At 70.5% G+C, this 17,167-nt stretch carries 11 protein-coding genes and 2 pseudogenes; 4 read left to right on the top strand and 9 right to left on the bottom strand.

The features are described from left to right. Positions 1 to 15 precede the first annotated feature (15 nt). Positions 16 to 1,215, top strand: a complete 1,200-nt coding sequence (locus tag ACZ7M7_RS14990) for a DMT family transporter (protein WP_472116441.1) — start codon at positions 16 to 18, stop codon at positions 1,213 to 1,215. On the opposite strand, the gene ACZ7M7_RS14985 is transcribed toward ACZ7M7_RS14990, so the two are convergent. Further along, on the bottom strand, positions 1,205 to 2,365 hold the full coding sequence (locus tag ACZ7M7_RS14985) for a transglycosylase family protein (protein WP_472116438.1): 1,161 nt from the start codon (positions 2,363 to 2,365) through the stop codon (positions 1,205 to 1,207). The two genes, ACZ7M7_RS14990 and ACZ7M7_RS14985, sit on opposite strands and share 11 nt — an antisense overlap. Before the next feature lie 310 nt (positions 2,366 to 2,675). Here ACZ7M7_RS14985 and gndA point away from each other — a divergent pair, with 310 nt between their 5' ends. Continuing rightward, on the top strand, positions 2,676 to 4,115 hold the full coding sequence (gene gndA / locus ACZ7M7_RS14980; RefSeq protein WP_427844169.1) for an NADP-dependent phosphogluconate dehydrogenase: 1,440 nt from the start codon (positions 2,676 to 2,678) through the stop codon (positions 4,113 to 4,115). A gap of 550 nt (positions 4,116 to 4,665) precedes the next feature. On the opposite strand, the gene ACZ7M7_RS14975 is transcribed toward gndA, so the two are convergent. Both ACZ7M7_RS14975 and panD read right to left on the bottom strand, forming a co-directional pair. Further along, complete coding sequence (locus tag ACZ7M7_RS14975) at positions 4,666 to 5,010, bottom strand: GNAT family N-acetyltransferase (RefSeq protein ID WP_472116435.1); 345 nt, start codon at positions 5,008 to 5,010, stop codon at positions 4,666 to 4,668. A 41-nt stretch (positions 5,011 to 5,051) separates the two neighbouring features. Next, positions 5,052 to 5,474, bottom strand: coding sequence for an aspartate 1-decarboxylase (panD, locus tag ACZ7M7_RS14970; RefSeq protein ID WP_472116433.1), 423 nt, complete (start codon positions 5,472 to 5,474; stop codon positions 5,052 to 5,054). Between the two features lie 894 nt (positions 5,475 to 6,368). On the opposite strand from panD, the gene ACZ7M7_RS14965 reads away from it, so the two are divergent. Continuing rightward, complete coding sequence (locus tag ACZ7M7_RS14965) at positions 6,369 to 6,989, top strand: hypothetical protein (RefSeq protein WP_472116430.1); 621 nt, start codon at positions 6,369 to 6,371, stop codon at positions 6,987 to 6,989. Positions 6,990 to 7,361: 372 nt separating this feature from the next. On the opposite strand, the gene ACZ7M7_RS14960 is transcribed toward ACZ7M7_RS14965, so the two are convergent. After that, entirely contained in the window at positions 7,362 to 8,330 is a 969-nt protein-coding gene (locus ACZ7M7_RS14960) for a hypothetical protein (protein WP_472116427.1), read from the bottom strand. Between the two features lie 154 nt (positions 8,331 to 8,484). Then, positions 8,485 to 9,406: pseudogene (locus ACZ7M7_RS14955) on the bottom strand (helix-turn-helix domain-containing protein). A gap of 134 nt (positions 9,407 to 9,540) precedes the next feature. Between ACZ7M7_RS14955 and ACZ7M7_RS14950 the strand changes: the two are divergent. Continuing rightward, positions 9,541 to 10,101 carry an SRPBCC family protein gene (locus ACZ7M7_RS14950; protein WP_472116424.1) on the top strand — a complete coding sequence of 187 codons (561 nt, stop codon included), beginning with the start codon at positions 9,541 to 9,543 and terminating at the stop codon, positions 10,099 to 10,101. A 75-nt stretch (positions 10,102 to 10,176) separates the two neighbouring features. On the opposite strand, the pseudogene ACZ7M7_RS14945 reads toward ACZ7M7_RS14950, so the two are convergent. From ACZ7M7_RS14945 to drmA, 4 genes and pseudogenes are all read right to left on the bottom strand, one after another. Further along, positions 10,177 to 10,335: pseudogene (locus tag ACZ7M7_RS14945) on the bottom strand (transposase); the annotation flags it as partial. Between the two features lie 236 nt (positions 10,336 to 10,571). Further along, on the bottom strand, positions 10,572 to 11,351 hold the full coding sequence (drmC, locus tag ACZ7M7_RS14940; RefSeq protein WP_472116421.1) for a DISARM system phospholipase D-like protein DrmC: 780 nt from the start codon (positions 11,349 to 11,351) through the stop codon (positions 10,572 to 10,574). Then, positions 11,348 to 13,243, bottom strand: a complete 1,896-nt coding sequence (gene drmB, locus ACZ7M7_RS14935) for a DrmB family protein (protein ID WP_472116418.1) — start codon at positions 13,241 to 13,243, stop codon at positions 11,348 to 11,350. Before drmB ends, drmC begins: the two co-directional genes overlap by 4 nt. After that, positions 13,240 to 17,070: a DISARM system helicase DrmA gene (gene drmA, locus ACZ7M7_RS14930; protein WP_472116415.1), complete on the bottom strand. Its 3,831-nt coding sequence runs from the start codon at positions 17,068 to 17,070 to the stop codon at positions 13,240 to 13,242. Before drmA ends, drmB begins: the two co-directional genes overlap by 4 nt. Between the last annotated feature and the right edge of the window lie 97 nt (positions 17,071 to 17,167).

The following is a 17,167-nucleotide window of genomic DNA, read 5'->3' as shown; positions in this document are numbered from 1 at the left end:
GCAGAGGACCAGCTCATGAGCGCCCTCGCGTTGTCCGTGCTTCTGTCGCTCGTCTCCGCCGTCGCCTACGCGGGCGGGGCGATCGTACAGGAGCGTGTCGCGGTGTCCTCTCCGGGACAGCAGTTCGCGCCGATGCGCCGGCCGGGCTGGTGGGCGGCGGTCGCGCTGAACGGCCTCGGTGGTCTGCTGCACGTGGTGGCGCTGGCTTTCGGACCGCTGAGTCTGGTGCAGCCGCTGGGTGCCCTGACGATCGTGTTCGCGCTGCCGATGGCGGCGCTGTTCGTGGGCCGCAAGGCCGGGTCGACGGCCTGGCGGGGCGCCATCATGGCGACCGTGGGTCTCGCGGGTCTGCTGTCCCTGGTCGGCGCCTCGGAGTCGCAGTCGCTGGCCACCGCCGAGCGGGTGGCCGTGGCTCTCGTGACCGGCTCCGTCGTCGTGGCGCTGATGATCGCGGGGCGGGCGGCCCACCGGCATCCGGCGGTGCGCAGCACGCTGCTCGCGATCGGGGCCGGCATAGCCTTCGGCATGTCCTCGGTGTTCACGAAGATCGTCGCGGTCGATTGGAACGGCGGGGTGTCGGCATCCGACCTGCCCGCGCTGGCGACGATAGGCGTCTTCGCCACGGCCGGTCTGCTGCTGTCCCAGGCCGCCTACCGGGGCGCGGGCCTCGCGGCGCCGCTGGCCACACTCACGGTCGTGAACCCGGTGGTCGCGGCCGCGGTCGGCATCACGATGTTCGGTGAGACGTTCCGGTACGGCACCACGGGCACCGTGCTCGCCCTGGGCTGCGGTGTGGTGGCGGCGGGCGGCCTGATCCTGCTGACGACGGAGCGGATCGCGCGCACGGAGACCCCGGCCTCGGCGGCTCTGCCCGAGGCGCAGGCCTCGCCGGCCCGGTCAGCCTCCCTGCCCGAGCCGCAGGAGGCTCCGGTGCCCGCCGAGGAGCTGCTCGCCGGCCTTCCGGAGGGGGCGGCCGCACTGCCGCCCGAGGGCGTCCTCGTACCGGAGAGGGAGCTCCTCGAAGCGGACGGGTCCGAGATCCGCGTACCGGAGGGCATCGAGGACATCCTCATACCGGCCCAGGTCGCGGAGGGCGCGTACGAGGACGAGCCGCACGCCGAGGGCGCACCCCAGTACCTCTACGGTCCGTTCCACGGCGGCCCGTACGTCCCGACGCCGGTCCTCGACCGGCACCGGATCCGCGTCAAATCCTGACACCACCGGCCCGGAGATAGGCGACCGGGTCGATGTCCGCGCCGAAGCCGGGCCCCGTCCGCACCTCGAAGTGCAGATGCGGGCCTGTGCTGTTGCCCGTGGACCCGGAGCGGCCGATGCGCTGCCCGGCACCCACCGCCTGTCCGTCCTTGACGGAGATCGCCGAGAGGTGGGCGTACTGGGTGTAGCGGCCGTCGGTGTGCCGGATCACCACCTGGTAGCCGAAGGATCCTTCCCACCCGGCGCTCACGACCTGCCCGGCCCCGACCGACTTCACGGACGTCCCGGTCGGCACGGGGAAGTCGAGGCCGGTGTGGTAGCCCTTCGACCAGGCCGAACCCGCCTTGCGGTACGGCGTGCCCGACGGGGCGCTCACCGGGGCGACCATGGAGCGACTGGCCGTCGTCGCCTGCTCTTCCCGTTTCGGGGTGGCCTTCTGAGAAGGGGTCTTCTGCGGCGAGGGCTTCGGTGTCGCGGCCGGCCGGTCCGTCTTCGGGGGCGTCGTCGTGGCGGCCTTGCCGCGCAGTGCGAGCCGCTGGCCCGGAATGATCAGGTCGGGGTCCGCGCCGACGGCCTTGCGATTCGCGGCGTACAGGCCCCGCCAGCCGCCCTTGACCTGCTCCGACTCGGCGATCCCCGAGAGGGTGTCGCCGTGCACGACGGTGTACATCTCGGCGGTGCCCGCCCGTGACTGCGGCGGGGTCTGCGGCTGGACGTCCTGCACCGAGGTCTTCCTGCCGGTGCCGGCGGGGTGGATGTCGGGCGTGTCGCCGCCCCGCGTCAGCCCGGCCCGTACCGAGCACACCGGCCAGGCGCCGGGCCCCTGCCCGTCCAGCACCTTCTCCGCGACGGCGATCTGCTGGTCCTTGGTGGCCAGATCCGCACGTGCCGCGTACCGGCTGCCGCCGTACGCCTCCCACGTCGACTGGGCGAACTGGAGCCCGCCGTAGTAGCCGTTGCCGGTGTTGACGTCCCACCTGCTGGTCGACTCGCACGCGGCGACCTTGTTCCAGGTGCTCACGTCGGCCGCCTGCGCGGTACCGGTGCCGATGAGCGGGAGCGCGATGCCCGCGCCGCCCGCGGTGACGGTGAGTGAGGCGCGGTTGATCCTGTTCGGCTGGTACCGGCGGTGCCGGCCGCGTACGGCCATGACGGAGCCCCCCATTGACATGCGTCAGGAGGGGCAAAAGTAAGCGCTGCGAACGAGCCATGACAAGACAGCAAATCAGCCGCCTCTTTACGCCAAGTGGCGTGCGACCGGCGCACGTTGCCCGGCGCCCCGGGACGACTGAGTGCGCCGGGGCCTTCCGTGCGTATCTGCCTGCGCGACATCGCGCCACCCGGATGTGCGGCCGGAGTACCGGCACGTCAGGATGGACGAGGGGCAATACTGGCGGGCATGAGCGGTACCCGCCGCCGGTACGTACCGCTGCTGTATCGAGATCACTAGGAGCCAACGCATGAGCACTTCGGCGCAGATCGGCGTCACGGGTCTCGCGGTCATGGGCCGCAACCTCGCCCGTAATTTCGCCCGTAACGGCTATACGGTCGCGGTGCACAACCGGACGTCGGCGCGCACGCACGCGCTGGTGGAGGAATTCGGGAGCGAGGGCGATTTCATCGCGGCCGAGACCGCGAAGGATTTCGTGGCGGCGCTGGAACGGCCGCGGCGCCTTGTGATCATGGTGAAGGCCGGTGAGCCGACCGACGCGGTGATCCAGGAATTCGCGCCGCTGCTGGAGCCCGGTGACATGATCATCGACGGCGGCAACGCGCACTTCGCCGACACCCGGCGCCGCGAGCGCGACCTGCGTGAGCAGGGCATTCACTTCGTCGGCATGGGCGTCTCCGGTGGCGAGGAGGGCGCGCTGCACGGCCCGAGCATCATGCCGGGCGGCCCGAAGGAGTCGTACGACTCGCTGGGCCCGATGCTGGAGAAGATCTCCGCGAAGGCGAAGGACGGCGCGCCCTGCGTGACGCACGTCGGCCCCGACGGCGCCGGGCACTTCGTGAAGATGGTGCACAACGGCATCGAATACGCCGACATGCAGCTCATCGGCGAGGCGTACCAGCTGCTGCGGGACGTCGCCGGGTACGAGCCCGCGCAGATCGCCGAGATCTTCCGGACCTGGAACACGGGCCGGCTGGACTCCTACCTGATCGAGATCACGGCCGAGGTGCTGTCCCACGTGGACGCGGCGACGGGCAAGCCGTTCGTGGACGTGGTCGTCGACCAGGCCGAGCAGAAGGGCACGGGCCGCTGGACGGTCCAGATCGCCCTGGACCTGGGCGTGCCGGTCTCCGGCATCGCGGAGGCGGTCTTCGCCCGCTCCCTGTCCGGGCACGCGGCGCTGCGGGACGCTTCGCGGGACCTGGTGGGCCCGAAGGCGTCGCCGCTGAGCGAGGCTGAGGCGGGCGCGTTCGCCGACCGGGTGGAGCAGGCGCTGTACGCGTCGAAGATCGTGTCGTACACGCAGGGCTTCCACGAGATCGACGCGGCGCGCGGCGAGTACGACTGGGACATCGACCTGGGCGCCGTCTCCGCGATCTGGCGCGGCGGCTGCATCATCCGCGCGGCGTTCCTGGACCGGATCCGCGCGGCGTACGACGCCCGGGCCGACCTGCCGAGCCTCCTGTCCGACGACACGTTCGCGCAGGAGATCGCCGCGGCACAGGACGACTGGCGTGAGGTGATCATCGCGGCGACGCGGCAGGGTGTGCCCACGCCGGGGTTCGCCGCGGCGCTGGCGTACTACGACGCGCTGCGTGCCGAGCGGTTGCCTGCGGCGCTCACGCAGGGGCAGCGGGACTTCTTCGGGGCGCACACCTACCGGCGGACCGACCGGGACGGGTCGTTCCACACCCTGTGGGGTGGGGACCGGTCGGAGGTTTCCGCCTAGTGGTTCGGTAGGGGCGGTCGTATCGGAGCTGCGGATGCGTGGGGGCTGATCGCGCCCACGCGGCGGAGCCGCAGATCGATAGGGCCCGCGCCCCTCAGGAGGTTGCGGTGGGCGGCATGTGCAAGCGCCCGCCGCTTCCTCTTGCCCGGCTCAGCTGAGTGGCGGGCCCGGTTCCGGGCTCGGTACCGGCTCCGGGCCCGGGGGGATCGGGGACGGGGACGGGTCCGGTGGTGCGGGCGGGGTCGGGGGTGACGGTGGGGTGGGGCCCGGGGGCGGGGGCGATGGTGGCGTCGGGCCCGGGCCCGGGCCCGGGCCGGGAGCCGGAGGCGGCTCGGGAGCCGGCGAGGGCTCCGGGGGTGGTACCGGCTGGGGGTCGGGTGGCTGCGGCTCCGGGCCCGGGGTCGGTCCCGGATGGACGGGGTCCGGATACGGGTTCGTCATGGCGTCCTCCGGCCAATCGGTGCGCGTCGGCTCTGGACTACTCCCCCGCGTACCCGAGGGGCGCGCCGCCAGTCACTCGCTCGCGCCGATCGGGCCGCCCGGGTGGGCGTCAGAAGCGATCGGGGTGCTCCCGCAGCCAGTCCGTCGCCGCCTCGAGCAGCGCGGGGTCGGCCGCAGGGGCCTCGTCGGGGTGGCGTTCGGCCCACTTCACGACGTACGGGCACAGCGGCGCGACCACGGCTCCCTCTCGCGCCGCCATGCCGTACAGCTCGCGTGCCAGGGAGCCCGCGATGCCCTTCCCCTCGTGGGCCGGCTCCACGACGGTGTGGACGGGGACGAGGGCGCGCGCCGGGGATTCGAGGACGAAGTACTCGATGCGGCCGGTGACTTCGTCGCCCTGAAGGGCCTCCAGGCGGCCCGCCACCCGGTCGTCACGGATCTCGATGTCGCTCATGGCACGCTCCTGGTCCGTCGTCAGGCTGAGGATGAGTGCGGTCAGGCCACCGGCACGGCCTGCGGGCTGCGCTCCTGGTCCGAGCCCGGCACCGGCTCGGACGGGTCCGCGCCGAGGGCCACGATCCGGTTGGCGCCGTCCACGTGCACGACCCGCGGCTCGAACTCCCGTGCCTCGGCGTCGGCCATCTGAGCGTAGCTGATGATGATCACCAGGTCTCCGGGGTGGACGAGATGGGCGGCGGCGCCGTTGATCCCGACGACCCCGGACCCGCGCTCGCCCTCGATGACGTAGGTCTCCAGGCGGGCGCCGTTGGTGATGTCGACGATGTGGACGAGCTCACCGGGCAGCAGGTCGGCGGCGTCGAGCAGGTCCGCGTCGATGGTCACCGATCCCACGTAGTGCAGGTCGGCCTGGGTGACGGTGGCGCGGTGGATCTTGGACTTGAACATGGTGCGCAGCATTTTCAACTCCTGGAAGACGGCTCCCTGCCTGCTTTGTGCAGGTCAAGGGCGGTCGTCACTCTACAACTGGCACGCGCCCGACTCGAAGACTGTGAGGAACATCGCTCCATGCCGACGAGCAGGCTCCCGGCCTGGGCTTCCGTGCGAAGCGGGCTGTCGCGACGTCGCCGGCCAGGTTCCTGATCGGACACCCGTCACGGGATGGGCGACGGCCGAGGCTGATCAAATGCCGACTCACCTCACGATGCATCAGGAACATGAGGGGGCACAGGCCGATTCACTTCGCGGATTCAGCGAGCGAGGGAGCACTGGTACCGGCGCAACCATGGTCGTCGCCGCCAATGGATGCAAGCGGCGTCTGAGCATCGCGTTGCCGGCACCGAATCGCTGAGCGGTCGGAATCGTGATGACGCCAGGTCGGCAGCAGCAGCGGCGTCCCGCTCCAGTGCCTCGGAGCCCACGAACACGGCACCGTCCGTCCCGGGTTCATGACGATCGCCGGGAAGACCGGGAAGAACGGCCGCGACCAAGCCCGGCACGTGGCCAGGGGGCGAAGTGCCCGAAACAGCGGGCGAGAGCGAACTGCACAAGGCACTCAAGAACCACACCGCGGAAAGCGGCCGGCCGAGAGGGATTCGGTTACCGTCGAGCTGTTCCTGTCCGACAACGCGCCTCGGGTCTTCCACCGCTGAACGCAGCGTCAGCGCCGAATCCACATCAGGACGGCCTCGAGGTGAAGAACGGCTTGGTAGGCAAGGGCGAGCCCGTCCGTCCGCATCGCCCAGGCCACGCCACGACGGCATGCTGAGGATGACGACCGCCGGCGTCGCGCGGATGGCCCTTTGACGGCAGAGCCGAACGCTACGAACAAGAAGCGGCAGAAGGGCACGACCCATGGAATTGGAGCCGCTTCTGTGGCGCTTGGCCGACAAGTACGCGCCCGCCCCGCCGGCGTACTCCGTCGCGTCCAGGCCCACGTGGTTCGACCACGCTGGTGATCTCGTCGTGGTGAACAGCCCGGTCACCTGGGAGACCCCGTGGCGCACCGAGGGCGGGTTCAGCCATCGAATCCCCGCAGGCAGCCATCCGGTGTACGTGGGCTCCTGTGCCTACACCCCGCACGGAGAGGACGCCGACGCACTCTGGCTCACCGTCACCATGCTCGTGATGCCACTGGCCGAGTCCTCCCGGATCGAGGCGGCGGACTGGAACGTCCCGGGCTACCACGACGTCCACCTGATCGAGGAATACGCCGTCCTGTGGGGTGAAGAGGCCATGCGCGCGTCGCTCCCGCACGTAGACGACGTGCCCTCCTTCGTCCGCGATGCGCGAAGTGACATTCGAGCCAGAGGGCCGCGTCACCGGCCGGACAACTGGACGAAGACGGTGTTGGACCGGGAAACCGGTGCGAACGCCTTCGTCTTCCCCGTACACGACGCGGAGTACGTCACCGGATACGAGATCGTCGACGACCAGAGCAGCCTGCTCTGCCTGGTGTTGGCCGCGTGCGAATAGAGAACCGGGCAGAGGCTCTGAGTTCGCATGCCGCTCTGCATCCGGGCCGGAGTGCGAGCCCGGTTTCTGCGAGGCACCCTTCGAGGAGAGCCTGGCGGTGCGGGATCCTGCGATGGCCTGGTGGTCTGAGCGGATGAGGTGGTCCGGGTCGGTGAACTCCGAGCGCTCCGTAGGCTGTAGGAGTCCTTGGCGAGACGTCGAGCATGCCGCGGTTGTCGGGCGTGTCCGGAAGGTGGAGGAAGCCCGGGATGCCGAGATGGTAGTTGACGGTGGTGTTCGTGTTCCGAGAGGGCTCGGGACATGGCGGGACGACCCGCCGCCGACCGGACACGGCCGTCGGTGTCGAGCAGGTCCAGTCGGCGCCCGGGCCGCTCAGCTCTCCAGTCGAAGGCGGATCAGATTGGGGTCCTCGGCGGTCCGGTACGCGGCGCTCGTGACATAGACGGTGTCCCCACGCACGGCGACGGACGTGGGGTTCTGCAGCCCGTCGGCCTGGGTCAGCACGATGGAGTGCCCACCGCCGGGCTTGACCAGCGCGACCTGACTCGTGCCGTTCAGGGTGGCCAGCAGTTGCTCGCCACGGCCGGTGAAGGCGAAGTCGTCGATCCCGTGCAGCCCGGTGGCCTCGGTCCCCAGCCGGCCAGCACGACCGTCCGGGCGGATGAGGATGCGCAGGATGGTGCCCTTGTCGAGGTTGGTGGCCCAGACCGCACCGTTGTGGATCTTCAGGCCGTTCACGCCGAGGAAGCCGGTGGAGGCCAGCTCGGGTGCGGCGGACCAGACGGCGGGGGTGCCACCGGTGGTGGGCACACGCGAAACGGTGCCGAGTACGGAGTCGGTGATGTAGAGCATGCGCGTGCGTGTGTCCAGGGCCAGGCCGTTGGGCAGGCCGTTCGCGGGGAGCGCCGCGATCCGCTGCGGCTTGCCGCCGGGGCGCAGGCGCCACACGCCGGTCAGGTCGGGCGTACCGGTGGCGTAGAGGAAGTACAGCGTGCCGTCGTGCGCCCGAACGATGCCGACCGTCAGAGGGAAACCCAGCACCGGGGTGCGGGTGCCGCCGTCGGCAGGCTTGGGCAGGGTGGCCAGTATCCGGGTGGTGCCGTCGCGGGAGACCTTGGCGACCTGTCGGCCCGCGGCGAAGGTGACATAGGCGTCCCCGTTGGGTGCCAGGGCTATGTTCTCCGGGGTCTGGCCCTTGGCCAGGTCGAAGTGCACGGACACCCGCGGGACGCTGTGCGGCGGGGTTGTGGCCGAGGCCTCGGCCGCCGGGCTGAGCGCAGCGGCGGAGGCCGCGAGGAGGACGGCTGAGGCCGCCGTGAGAGTGAGAAGCTTCTTGGGCATGGTTCCTTCACTGGATGTGGCCAACGCACGTGTTGGCTGGGCTGGGGAGGGCATGCCGGACCGGCTGACCACGCGGCTAGGGTCGCCGGCGGCTGGTGTCCGGTGCCCGGCGGTCCGGACATGCGCGGGTGCGCGGTGGCGGTGTGTGCGGGTGTCAGTCGGTGAGTACCTGAGATCTCGGCTGCGCCGGGCCGGCGAGGGGGGCCGGCGTGGTGGGCCGGGTGGTGGACGGTGCGGTGGCCTGGGCGAGCAGGGCCAGTGCGGCACGCGAGGGTGAGCCCGTCTCCGTGGTGGCAACGACGACGGGGCCGGGCCCGTGGCTCAGGGTCTGCTGGATGACGGTGAGAGCGCCGACCAGCGGGTGCCGCATCTCATATGCGGCGACGGTGCACGGCTTGACCCGGTGGTCGGCCCACATCGACGCGAACTCAGCGCTTCTCGAGCCTAGTTCGCCCACCAGCGCGTGCAGCGCGCCGTCCTGCGGGTGCTGCCCGGCCACGAGCCGCAGGTTCCCCACCACAGCCCTGGCCTTACTGGGCCAGTCCGCGTACAGCCCGCGGGTGTGATGGTCGAGGAACACCAGTCGGGCCATGTTGGGACGCCCGCCCGCCCGCACGCTGCGGGGCGTCGGGGTCCAGGTGCCCGGCGAACAATGCGTGGCCCAGCCGGTTCCATGCGAGGACGTCACTGCGTCGGCCGAGCACAACCCCGGGGACGTCACCCAAGACCTCAAGCAACTGACGGGTCGCCTCGCTCACCCGCTCCGGCGCGGGCCGCCGGGCCCGGGGACGGTCCCGGTCCGCCTGGGCCAGGTCGTGCAGGTGCAGCCGCTCGGACTCGTCCAGCCGCAGGGCCCTGGCGATCGCGTCCAGTACCTCGGGGGAGGCCCCCTGCGACTGACCCTGCTCAAGCCGCGTGTAGTAGGAGGCACTCACACCCGCCAGCAGCGCCAACTCCTCACGCCGAAGCCCCGGAACACGCCGGCGCTCCCCGTAGGTGCGTACTCCGACATCCGCGGGGCGCAGCTGAGAACGCCGCGTCCTCAGGAAGTCTCCGAGCCGTGCTTGACCGTTCATGGCTCCGAGTATCGACCCGCTCGACAGCGCCGTGCCTGCCCCGGCCGGGGATAGCCACAGGCGGGTCTGGCTGCCGGGCCGCACCTTCGGTGAACTGGGCACCTCCGATCCACCCCCGCACCCAGGAGGATGTCTTGAGCGCCACCACCAGCGGACTGGAACCCTTCGAGGCACTGGCAGCATCAGAGTTCGCCTTCACCAGACGGGCTTGGGTCGACGCCGCACCCGCCCGCGTCTACGAACTGGTCAGCGACGTGTCGGCGATCAGCCGCTGGAGCCCCAATGCGAGCGACGTCGCCTACGTTCACGGCGCCGGGCCGAGCGTCGGCGCCTGGTTCAGCGGGCGCAACCGCAAGGACGGAAGGGAGTGGACCACCCGCTCCCAAGTCGTGCGAGCCGACCCCCCGACCGCGTTCGGCTTCGTCGTCGGTGGCCGCGAGAACGGCATCGTGCATTGGGGCTGGACATTGCGTCCCCAGGGTGACGGCACGCTCGTCCAGCAGTCCTGGCAGCTCCTGCGCCTCGACCCGGTCCTCGGCACGACCCGCGCCGACTTGGACGCGCTCCGACGCTATATGGAAGACAGCGTCGAAACCACCCTGGCATCCCTGGCCCAATGGATCGCCGAGGACCGCAGGCCACCCGAGAGCACCGGCGTGACCGACACCGGACCGCGCGGACGGTCAGAACCGTGACGACGCCTGGCCGGTCAACCGCCGAGCCGGGTGACGCCGAGCTAATCGGCGAGCTTTCGACCCGGCGGGTGGGGGCCCTAGCAGGCAGGCGGTGGCCACCTTCGACATGAGGGCCTCCTCGTGCCGACACCCTGCTGGGAGGAGCCAGTGCGGGAAGTACCTGGCCTGCCGCAACTTGGGGACGGCGAGCTCTACGGTCCCGACCCGGGTGTCCCCGTCAGCGCGCTCACCGCAGCCTTCACGAGTGGGGCCACGACTGGGCGGACAGGCGACCTACCGAAGGTTGTCGTCGAGATGGGGGCACAGCAGCCACAGGGACATGCGGGAAACGCATGTCGTGGATGGCCGAGGAAGTCGTCGAGGCGGCCCCGGACACGGGCGGGTCGCCACCAGGATATGGGCCCGATCCTCGCAGGCGCCGCGCTGGGGCGGGGAGCCGACGAGCCTCCACCACGTGCACGGTCGCGTGGTCAACCGACAGCTTCACGTGGCGGGAAAGGCCTGAGTATGCCGAGACGCTGCAGTTCGACGATGTGCTCTGCCGCGCGGCGTGGTGCTTCACCGCCGCTCACCAGCACACCCGCCTCGATGTTGCGCCGCGCGGCGGACTCGGTCAGATTGGCGCTGCCGAGAAGGAGAGTGCGGCGGTCCGCGACCGCGAGCTTGGCGTGCTGGCGTGAGCGGCCCCGTTCGGCCGGGTCCCGTGCCCAGACCCACAGCCGCAATCCGGGTACGGAGGCGAACGCTTCAGCCGGTTCCCTCCCCGAGAGCAGGCCACCTGCGCCGGCCAGGGTCTCGACCACGACATGCGTCTGGACTCCCCTGCTCGCAGCCTCGGTGAGGGCCCTGGTCAGGGCCGGATACGGACGAGCCGCGTATGTCATCGCCAGCAGCTCGTGCTGCGCCTCGTTGATGACCTCGACCAGTACCTGAGCGGTGGCCCGCACCGGCACCGCCGGTGTCGAGGGGCCGCTCCACACGGTGCGGACCTGGACGATGTCCCGGGCTTTCCGCCGGGCGGCGACATAGCCTCGCACGTAGGCAGCCGCCTCGGAGGGAGGTATCGACTCCGACTCCATGGCATCGCAGAACGCCGCGACAGCGGCGCTGACTCCCGGAGTCGCCAGTTCGGTGAGTATCCGTTCTCTGGTGCGTCCCCGGGCGAGCAGGCCCGCGAGGTCCTTGCTGCGCGAGAGGCCGAGAGCCGCGACGGCGGCCTCGGCAGCGGCCTCGAACGCGGGTCGGCTCACGGCAGCAGACCGACCGGCGTCAGCACCGGATCAGGGTCTCCGGTGAGCGGGACGAGGAACCGACGGTCCAGGAACCTGTTGCCGCGTTCGCACGTGGTCTCCGACACGAACAGGCAGACATGGCATGCGGCTCCGTGCAGGAAGTCCGCCGGGTCCTGCGGCAGGCGCTCGGCGCAGAGCGGGTCTGCCGAGCAGTGGCGGGCGTCGGTGAGGGCCCGGCGTACGATCCGGTCGAATTCCCGCTCCTCTGCCAGGGACACCAGACCTCCCAAGGTGCCCTCGGAGTCGGGGACGGCGGTGTAGATGAGGATGCCCGTCCTCGGATTCTGTTCGTCGCCCGCGTAGATCCGCTCGGCGAGCGAGGCGGAGTTGTAGCCACACTCCAGGGCGATGGTGCGGATCAGCAGGTGGGAGAGGGTGTGCAGGGCGATGTACCGCGCTCCGGGCCAACCGGAGTAGGGGTCGAAGTCGCTCATCTTGCGGTCCGACTTCCGGTTGGCGCGGAACCGTGCGTACGCCTGTCGGTGCGCGTCCATCTGCGGTGACTTCTCCATACGGGCGGTCCATTCGGCCATCAGACCGTCCCGTACGCGCAGAAAGACGCCCTCGCCGCGCACCTCGCTGGCCGGTACCCAGTTCCGGACCCCGCGGGACAGCTCGACGCGCGTGGCGATCTCCGGTGATTCGGGGTCGGGCGCGTCGAGTCGGGTGAACCCGATCAGTGCCCGTGCCTCACGCAGCCGCTCGACCTGCCTGACGTCGGAGAACAGCTCGCTCAGACGGCCCGGCACGGGCATCTGCCGGAGTGCGAAGTCGTCGCTGGGGGTGGGAACCGGGCCGGAGAGCGCGTCCCATTCGGGCCCGAAGAGGTCGGCCTGGACGTCGGGGGCGGAGGGGGCCGGCCCCGTGGTTCCCTGCTTGCGGGCCGTGATCGCCGCGACCACCGCGTCGGCGTCGTACTCCTTGAGGAAGGTGAACTTGGGCATGCGCGCCATGAAGTCGAACTGCGCGCGGTCCTCGATCAGTTCGAGGTCCGGCCAGTGGTCGTCCAGGAGCTTGTCGATGTCACCGCCCTGTGCCTTGGGCAGGGCCAGGGCACTGAGGGTGAGCGGGAACCACTGGTTGGACGCGCCCGCCACCATCAGGACCGGTTCCTGTGCGCAGCCGTTCGTCTCGTAGGTGCCGAGATGTGGGTGCCGTCCACGGCAGCTGGGCAGGTTGCGTCGGCCTCGTTCACCCATGGCTTCCCGGATGTTGCGCTTCACACCGCAAGCGACGCACTCGATGGTGACGTTGGCGGCCTGGTTGCCGCCGTGGTCCTTCATGCGCAGTTTCGGGCGTGGCGTCTTGCCGCAGGTCTGCCCTCGGTGCACGTACGTGGTGTACGGGAACTCGTCGAGATGGCCTGCGGTGCAGACGAGGGTGAAGCGGGCCGCCACCGCCAGCGGTTTGCCCCGCTTGCAGTCGTGGACGAACTTCGCCTCATGCGGCGTCCGCGGGTTGGCGTTGACGAAGGCGAACTCGCCCGAGTCGATCGCGGCCAGCACGTTACACGCGGTGCAGCGCAGCCACTGCGGGAACGGCGTGACGGGCACTCCGACACCCTGTGCCGCCCAGCCCTTCGGGTCCGCGTCGGCGCCCTCCAGCCAGGGAGCGGCACGCAACTGCTCGATCTGGCCGCGTCCGTAGCGTTGGAGCGACCGGTTGACGGCGGCGCGCAGCCGGGGTTCGTCGATGTCGTAGTCGGTGACTCCGGAGTGACTCCAGGAGTCGATCCCACGGATCAGGACGGAGAAGTTGGGCAGGTCGACGAGGGCGCCGATCCCGGCGGTGAACATGAGGTGGCTGGGCCGTACGGCGCCGACTCTGCGGTTGCTGCCCTGGCTGCTCATCGCTGTGCCTTCCTGACCGTGTCGGCCGTGACGGGCCCGTACTCGTCGCTGTCCACGGTGCTCGCCGTGTCCGGGTCGGTGTCGGAGTCGGCGCCGGACGTGCCGAACGTCCAGTCGGGTCCGTCGCCGGAGGGTTCCTCCAGGAAGGCGCCGCCGCCGGGAAGGAGCAGGTTGATCTCGTTCTCCGTCTCACGCATCGACATGCCGACGGTCAGCTCGGTCCACCGGGATCCGTCCGCCCGTCGCAGCAGGCCGTTCACGACGGTCGTCTTGTGCTTCTCCTTGCGGTAGGCGAGGGCCGAACTGCTCTCGTCGCGTTTGCGGCGCCATTCGTCCTTGAGCCGGTCCAGACGTTCGCTCAGGTACTGGCGGGGCAGGTCGCCTCCCACCCGTTCGGCGCGTTCGAGGAGCCGCCGTTCGACCTCCTGGGCGAGCGGTCCGTCGAGGTCGACGTGGTGGGCGTCGAGGTTGCGGGAGGAGTCGTAGGCCGCGTGACGCAGGGCGGCGACATAGGTGGCGGCGACACCGCGGTCGAGCGCCCGGCGCGTGTAGGGGGTGACGGAGAGCGCCTCCACCTGGCGGTAGAACGTCGCGTGATAGTGCTCGAAGTCCTCGTAGTGGGCGAGGTCGCGGGGGCGTGACCAGTTGTAGAGGGTCACCACCAGGCCGGGGCGGGCGGCGTCGCGGCCGACGCGCGAGGACGCCTGGATGTATTCGGCGGTGTTCTTGGGCTGGCCCACGACGAGCATCAGTCCGAAGCGGGAGACGTCGACACCGACCTGGAGCATGGAGGTGGCGAGGACGACGTCGACGGCCTGGCGCACGGTCGGTGTCATGGACGCGCGGGGTTCGCGCTTTTCCTTCATGGCGGCGGCGTACTCGCGCAGGAAGGCCCGCCTGCGCACCGAGGTGTCCCGCTCGGGGTCGAACTCGATCTCCAGCCGCTTCAGGGCCGCGCCGACGTCCGAGGAGGAGATGCGTGAGGTCAGTTCCTGGATGCCGAGCATCCCGGCCCTGCTGACGATGCGGTCCGACAGCGTGTCCTGGCCCTTGCGGCTGCCGTTGGACCGCACACGGGTGGTGATGTCGTCGTCCATGTACCGCCGCATGCCGGCGAGTTCACGGGTCGCGTTGAAGTAGCCGACCAGCGTCATGTACGGGTCCGCCGGCCTGCCGTAGTCGTCGAAGAGCTGCTGTGCCGCGAGCAGCAGGATCTCCGCGACACGGATCTCGGCGGCCTTGAGACGGGTGCCGTGGGCGCAGACGCCGAGGTAGCGGCGTCCGGGGTTCTCCCGGCTCAGGTCCACCTGCCGGGAGAAGAACGTGTCGCCGACGTCCAGCACCTGAGGAGGGAAGACGGCGACCTTGCGGCCGAAGACACCGAGCACCTGGTCGGCGGCGCGCTTGGTGGTCGCGGTGGAGGCCACGATCTTGGGGCCGACCTCGTGGCATCCTCCGTGCGCGTCAGTGAAGCTCCACGTGCACAACTGGTCGACGGCCGCTTCGAAGAGGCCCACGGTGGTGCCGAGGGCTCCGGAGATCAGGTGCAGCTCGTCCTGGATGATCAGGTCCGGAGGCCGCAGGCGGGTGACGGGCTGGGCGGTGACGCCGGGCAGGTCGCCTCGGGCGTTGTGGCGGCCGCCGCAGCCGGTCTTGGCGTCCAGGTCGTCGTGGCGGTAGCCGTGGCGGGGGCACAGCTCGGTGACCCTGCCGAACAGCAGGCCGGAGTAGCCGTTCCAGGGAAGCTGGGCGAGCTTGTCGACCGTGGCGATCAGCAGTGAGGGGGCCAACCGGTAGATCTCCTCGTCGACGGTGAGCACCGGGATGCCCTCGCCGAGCGCTTCACGACGGGAGAAGGGGCAGCGGTCCTCCCCCTCACCGCGAGGGCAGTACAACAGGACCCTGCGGCGCCCTTCGTCGTACTCCATGTTCGAGCGGGCGGTCAGCCCGCTGCCGCACCAGGGGCAGGTGAGGACCTGCAGGACACGGGCGTGCTTGTCGCTGGCGTTCTCCTTGGCCTCGGCGATCTGTTCCTTGGCCTCGTCGAACCAGTTCGGTGAGACGGAGGTACCCACCCAGAGTCCGATACGGAACGGGGTGGGTCCCCAGCAACGGTCCCGCGCGAACTCCTCGCGACGCAGGACCTCGCAGGCGCTCACCAGGGCGGCGGCCCGCTGGAACTGCTGAGCGGTCAGCAGCCGCAGGGTGTAACGCATGAGAACGCCCACGCCCGCCTCACCGCTGCGGGCCTCCGCACCGAAGCCGATGGTGCCATGGAGGCGCCTCAAGGCGAAGGTGTAGGCGGCGAGTCCGAGATACGCCTCCGTCTTGCCGCCACCGGTCGGGAAGAACAGCAGATCGACGAGGGCTTCACGACCGGTGCCACGGTGCGGGTGCCCGGGCTGAGTGAGAGAGTCGATGTTCAGCAGGACGAAGGCGAGCTGGAACGGGCGCCAGCTGGCCGCCGCCTTGCCCTTGCCGTGTACCTCGTCGAAGGCCTCCTGGTAGGACCGGGGGTCGTTCTCGCGGCCGGCGCGGGCGGCTGCGATGGCCGTGTTGCGGCGCTGCAGGGCCATGGCCCGGTTGGCGAATCGGAAGGCCAGCAGGGCCGTCTCGTCTGCCACCAGCCGGTCGATGCCGAGGGTGATGCGATCGCAGACCTCGAGCGCCTGCTCGATGGCGGTCTCGGCCGCCGCTCGCAGATCCTCGGGGAGCGCGGCGGCACTGCGGCGCTGCTGCTCCAGCCACGTGCCGTAGCCATCGGCCAACGGGGCCAGGGCGGCACTGAGTTCGGCCCGTCGGGCGGGCACGGCGAGGGCCGCCAGCTCGTCCATGCCCAGCTCCAGACCCTGGAGGAGGTCCTGCTCCTCGAGTGCCGGTGCAGTGGTCGCTCTGACGTCGTACTCGGGAAGCCAGACGGTGGTCAGTCGGTGCGCGTTGCGCTCTCCGTCGCGGACGTGCGCGTGAACGGCGACGTTGCGGCCGGTGGCATGGCTGAGGCTGTCCCGGTAGAGCAGGCGCAGCCGCCGCTCCTCGGCGTCCTCGGGCGCGTTGCCGTGGCTCGCGGGGTCGAGGGGGTCGTCGACCGGCAGGAAGACGGCCGCCTGGTCGTCGGGAAAGGCAGTGACGTCGATCTCGGTCTGGAAGAGCCAGTGCGCGTCGCGGGCGTCCGCGCTGTCCTGCTGCCGGTTCACCAGGGCGAGTTCGACTATGCGCAGGTCCTCGACGCCCGTGCGGCCGGTGTGCCGGCGTACCTGCACGTCGAGGACCACGCTGTCGCCGTCGAGCTGAACGGTGCGGTCGGCCCCGTCGGTCACGTCGATGTCCACCAGGCGCTCGACCGGCTCACGTGACCAGACCCGGCGCGTCGTCCCCCGCTCGGTGACCTCGCCCGACTGGCTGTAGCGGCCCCAACGGACAGTGGCGCTGAGTGTGCCGACCGAGGCCGCGGCGGTGAAGGACAGTCCCATGGAGGACGCCCAGATGTGTCCGGCGGCCTGGGGACTCAGCCGGTCCTGCAGGTCGCTGTCGTCACCTTCCTGCTCGTCGCCCGACTCGCCGTCCGCGCCCTGGGCGGCCGCACGGGCGATCCGGTCCGCGGTGACGGCCTGCGGGCGCGGGCCGAGCATGCCGACCAGATACCGGTCGCGGGGACCCGAGGAGGCGCTCGGCAGGGTTTCCGTCTCACCGTCCCAGGGACCCAGCAGATCCCGGCGGATGTAGTGCACGAGCGCGTCGCGCACCGCGTAGGAGTCCCCGGGGCGGAACGTCTGGGGTACTTCGTCGAGCGGGTGCGGAACAGCGGCCTGGGCAGGCTGGGCCGGCATGCGGTGGGTCCTTCCGGACAGGGCCGTGGGAGTACGGATATGCGTCGGTGGTGTGACAGCACGAGAAATATAGACCCGTTGACTCAGTTCACACAAC

The sequence above is a fragment of the Streptomyces sp. NPDC111606 genome (assembly GCF_055656945.1).
This window is presented reverse-complemented; position numbering and strand designations above follow the sequence as displayed.

Bases quoted from the DNA above. Each gene is read 5' to 3' on its own strand.
- ACZ7M7_RS14985 (WP_472116438.1), bottom strand. From the start codon at position 2,365: ATGGCCGTACGCGGCCGGCACCGCCGGTACCAGCCGAACAGGATCAAC.
- ACZ7M7_RS14975 (WP_472116435.1), bottom strand. From the start codon at position 5,010: ATGAGCGACATCGAGATCCGTGACGACCGGGTGGCGGGCCGCCTGGAG.
- ACZ7M7_RS14990 (WP_472116441.1), top strand. From the start codon at position 16: ATGAGCGCCCTCGCGTTGTCCGTGCTTCTGTCGCTCGTCTCCGCCGTC.
- drmB (WP_472116418.1), bottom strand. From the start codon at position 13,243: ATGAGCAGCCAGGGCAGCAACCGCAGAGTCGGCGCCGTACGGCCCAGC.
- ACZ7M7_RS14965 (WP_472116430.1), top strand. From the start codon at position 6,369: ATGGAATTGGAGCCGCTTCTGTGGCGCTTGGCCGACAAGTACGCGCCC.
- panD (WP_472116433.1), bottom strand. From the start codon at position 5,474: ATGCTGCGCACCATGTTCAAGTCCAAGATCCACCGCGCCACCGTCACC.
- drmA (WP_472116415.1), bottom strand. From the start codon at position 17,070: ATGCCGGCCCAGCCTGCCCAGGCCGCTGTTCCGCACCCGCTCGACGAA.
- ACZ7M7_RS14960 (WP_472116427.1), bottom strand. From the start codon at position 8,330: ATGCCCAAGAAGCTTCTCACTCTCACGGCGGCCTCAGCCGTCCTCCTC.
- gndA (WP_427844169.1), top strand. From the start codon at position 2,676: ATGAGCACTTCGGCGCAGATCGGCGTCACGGGTCTCGCGGTCATGGGC.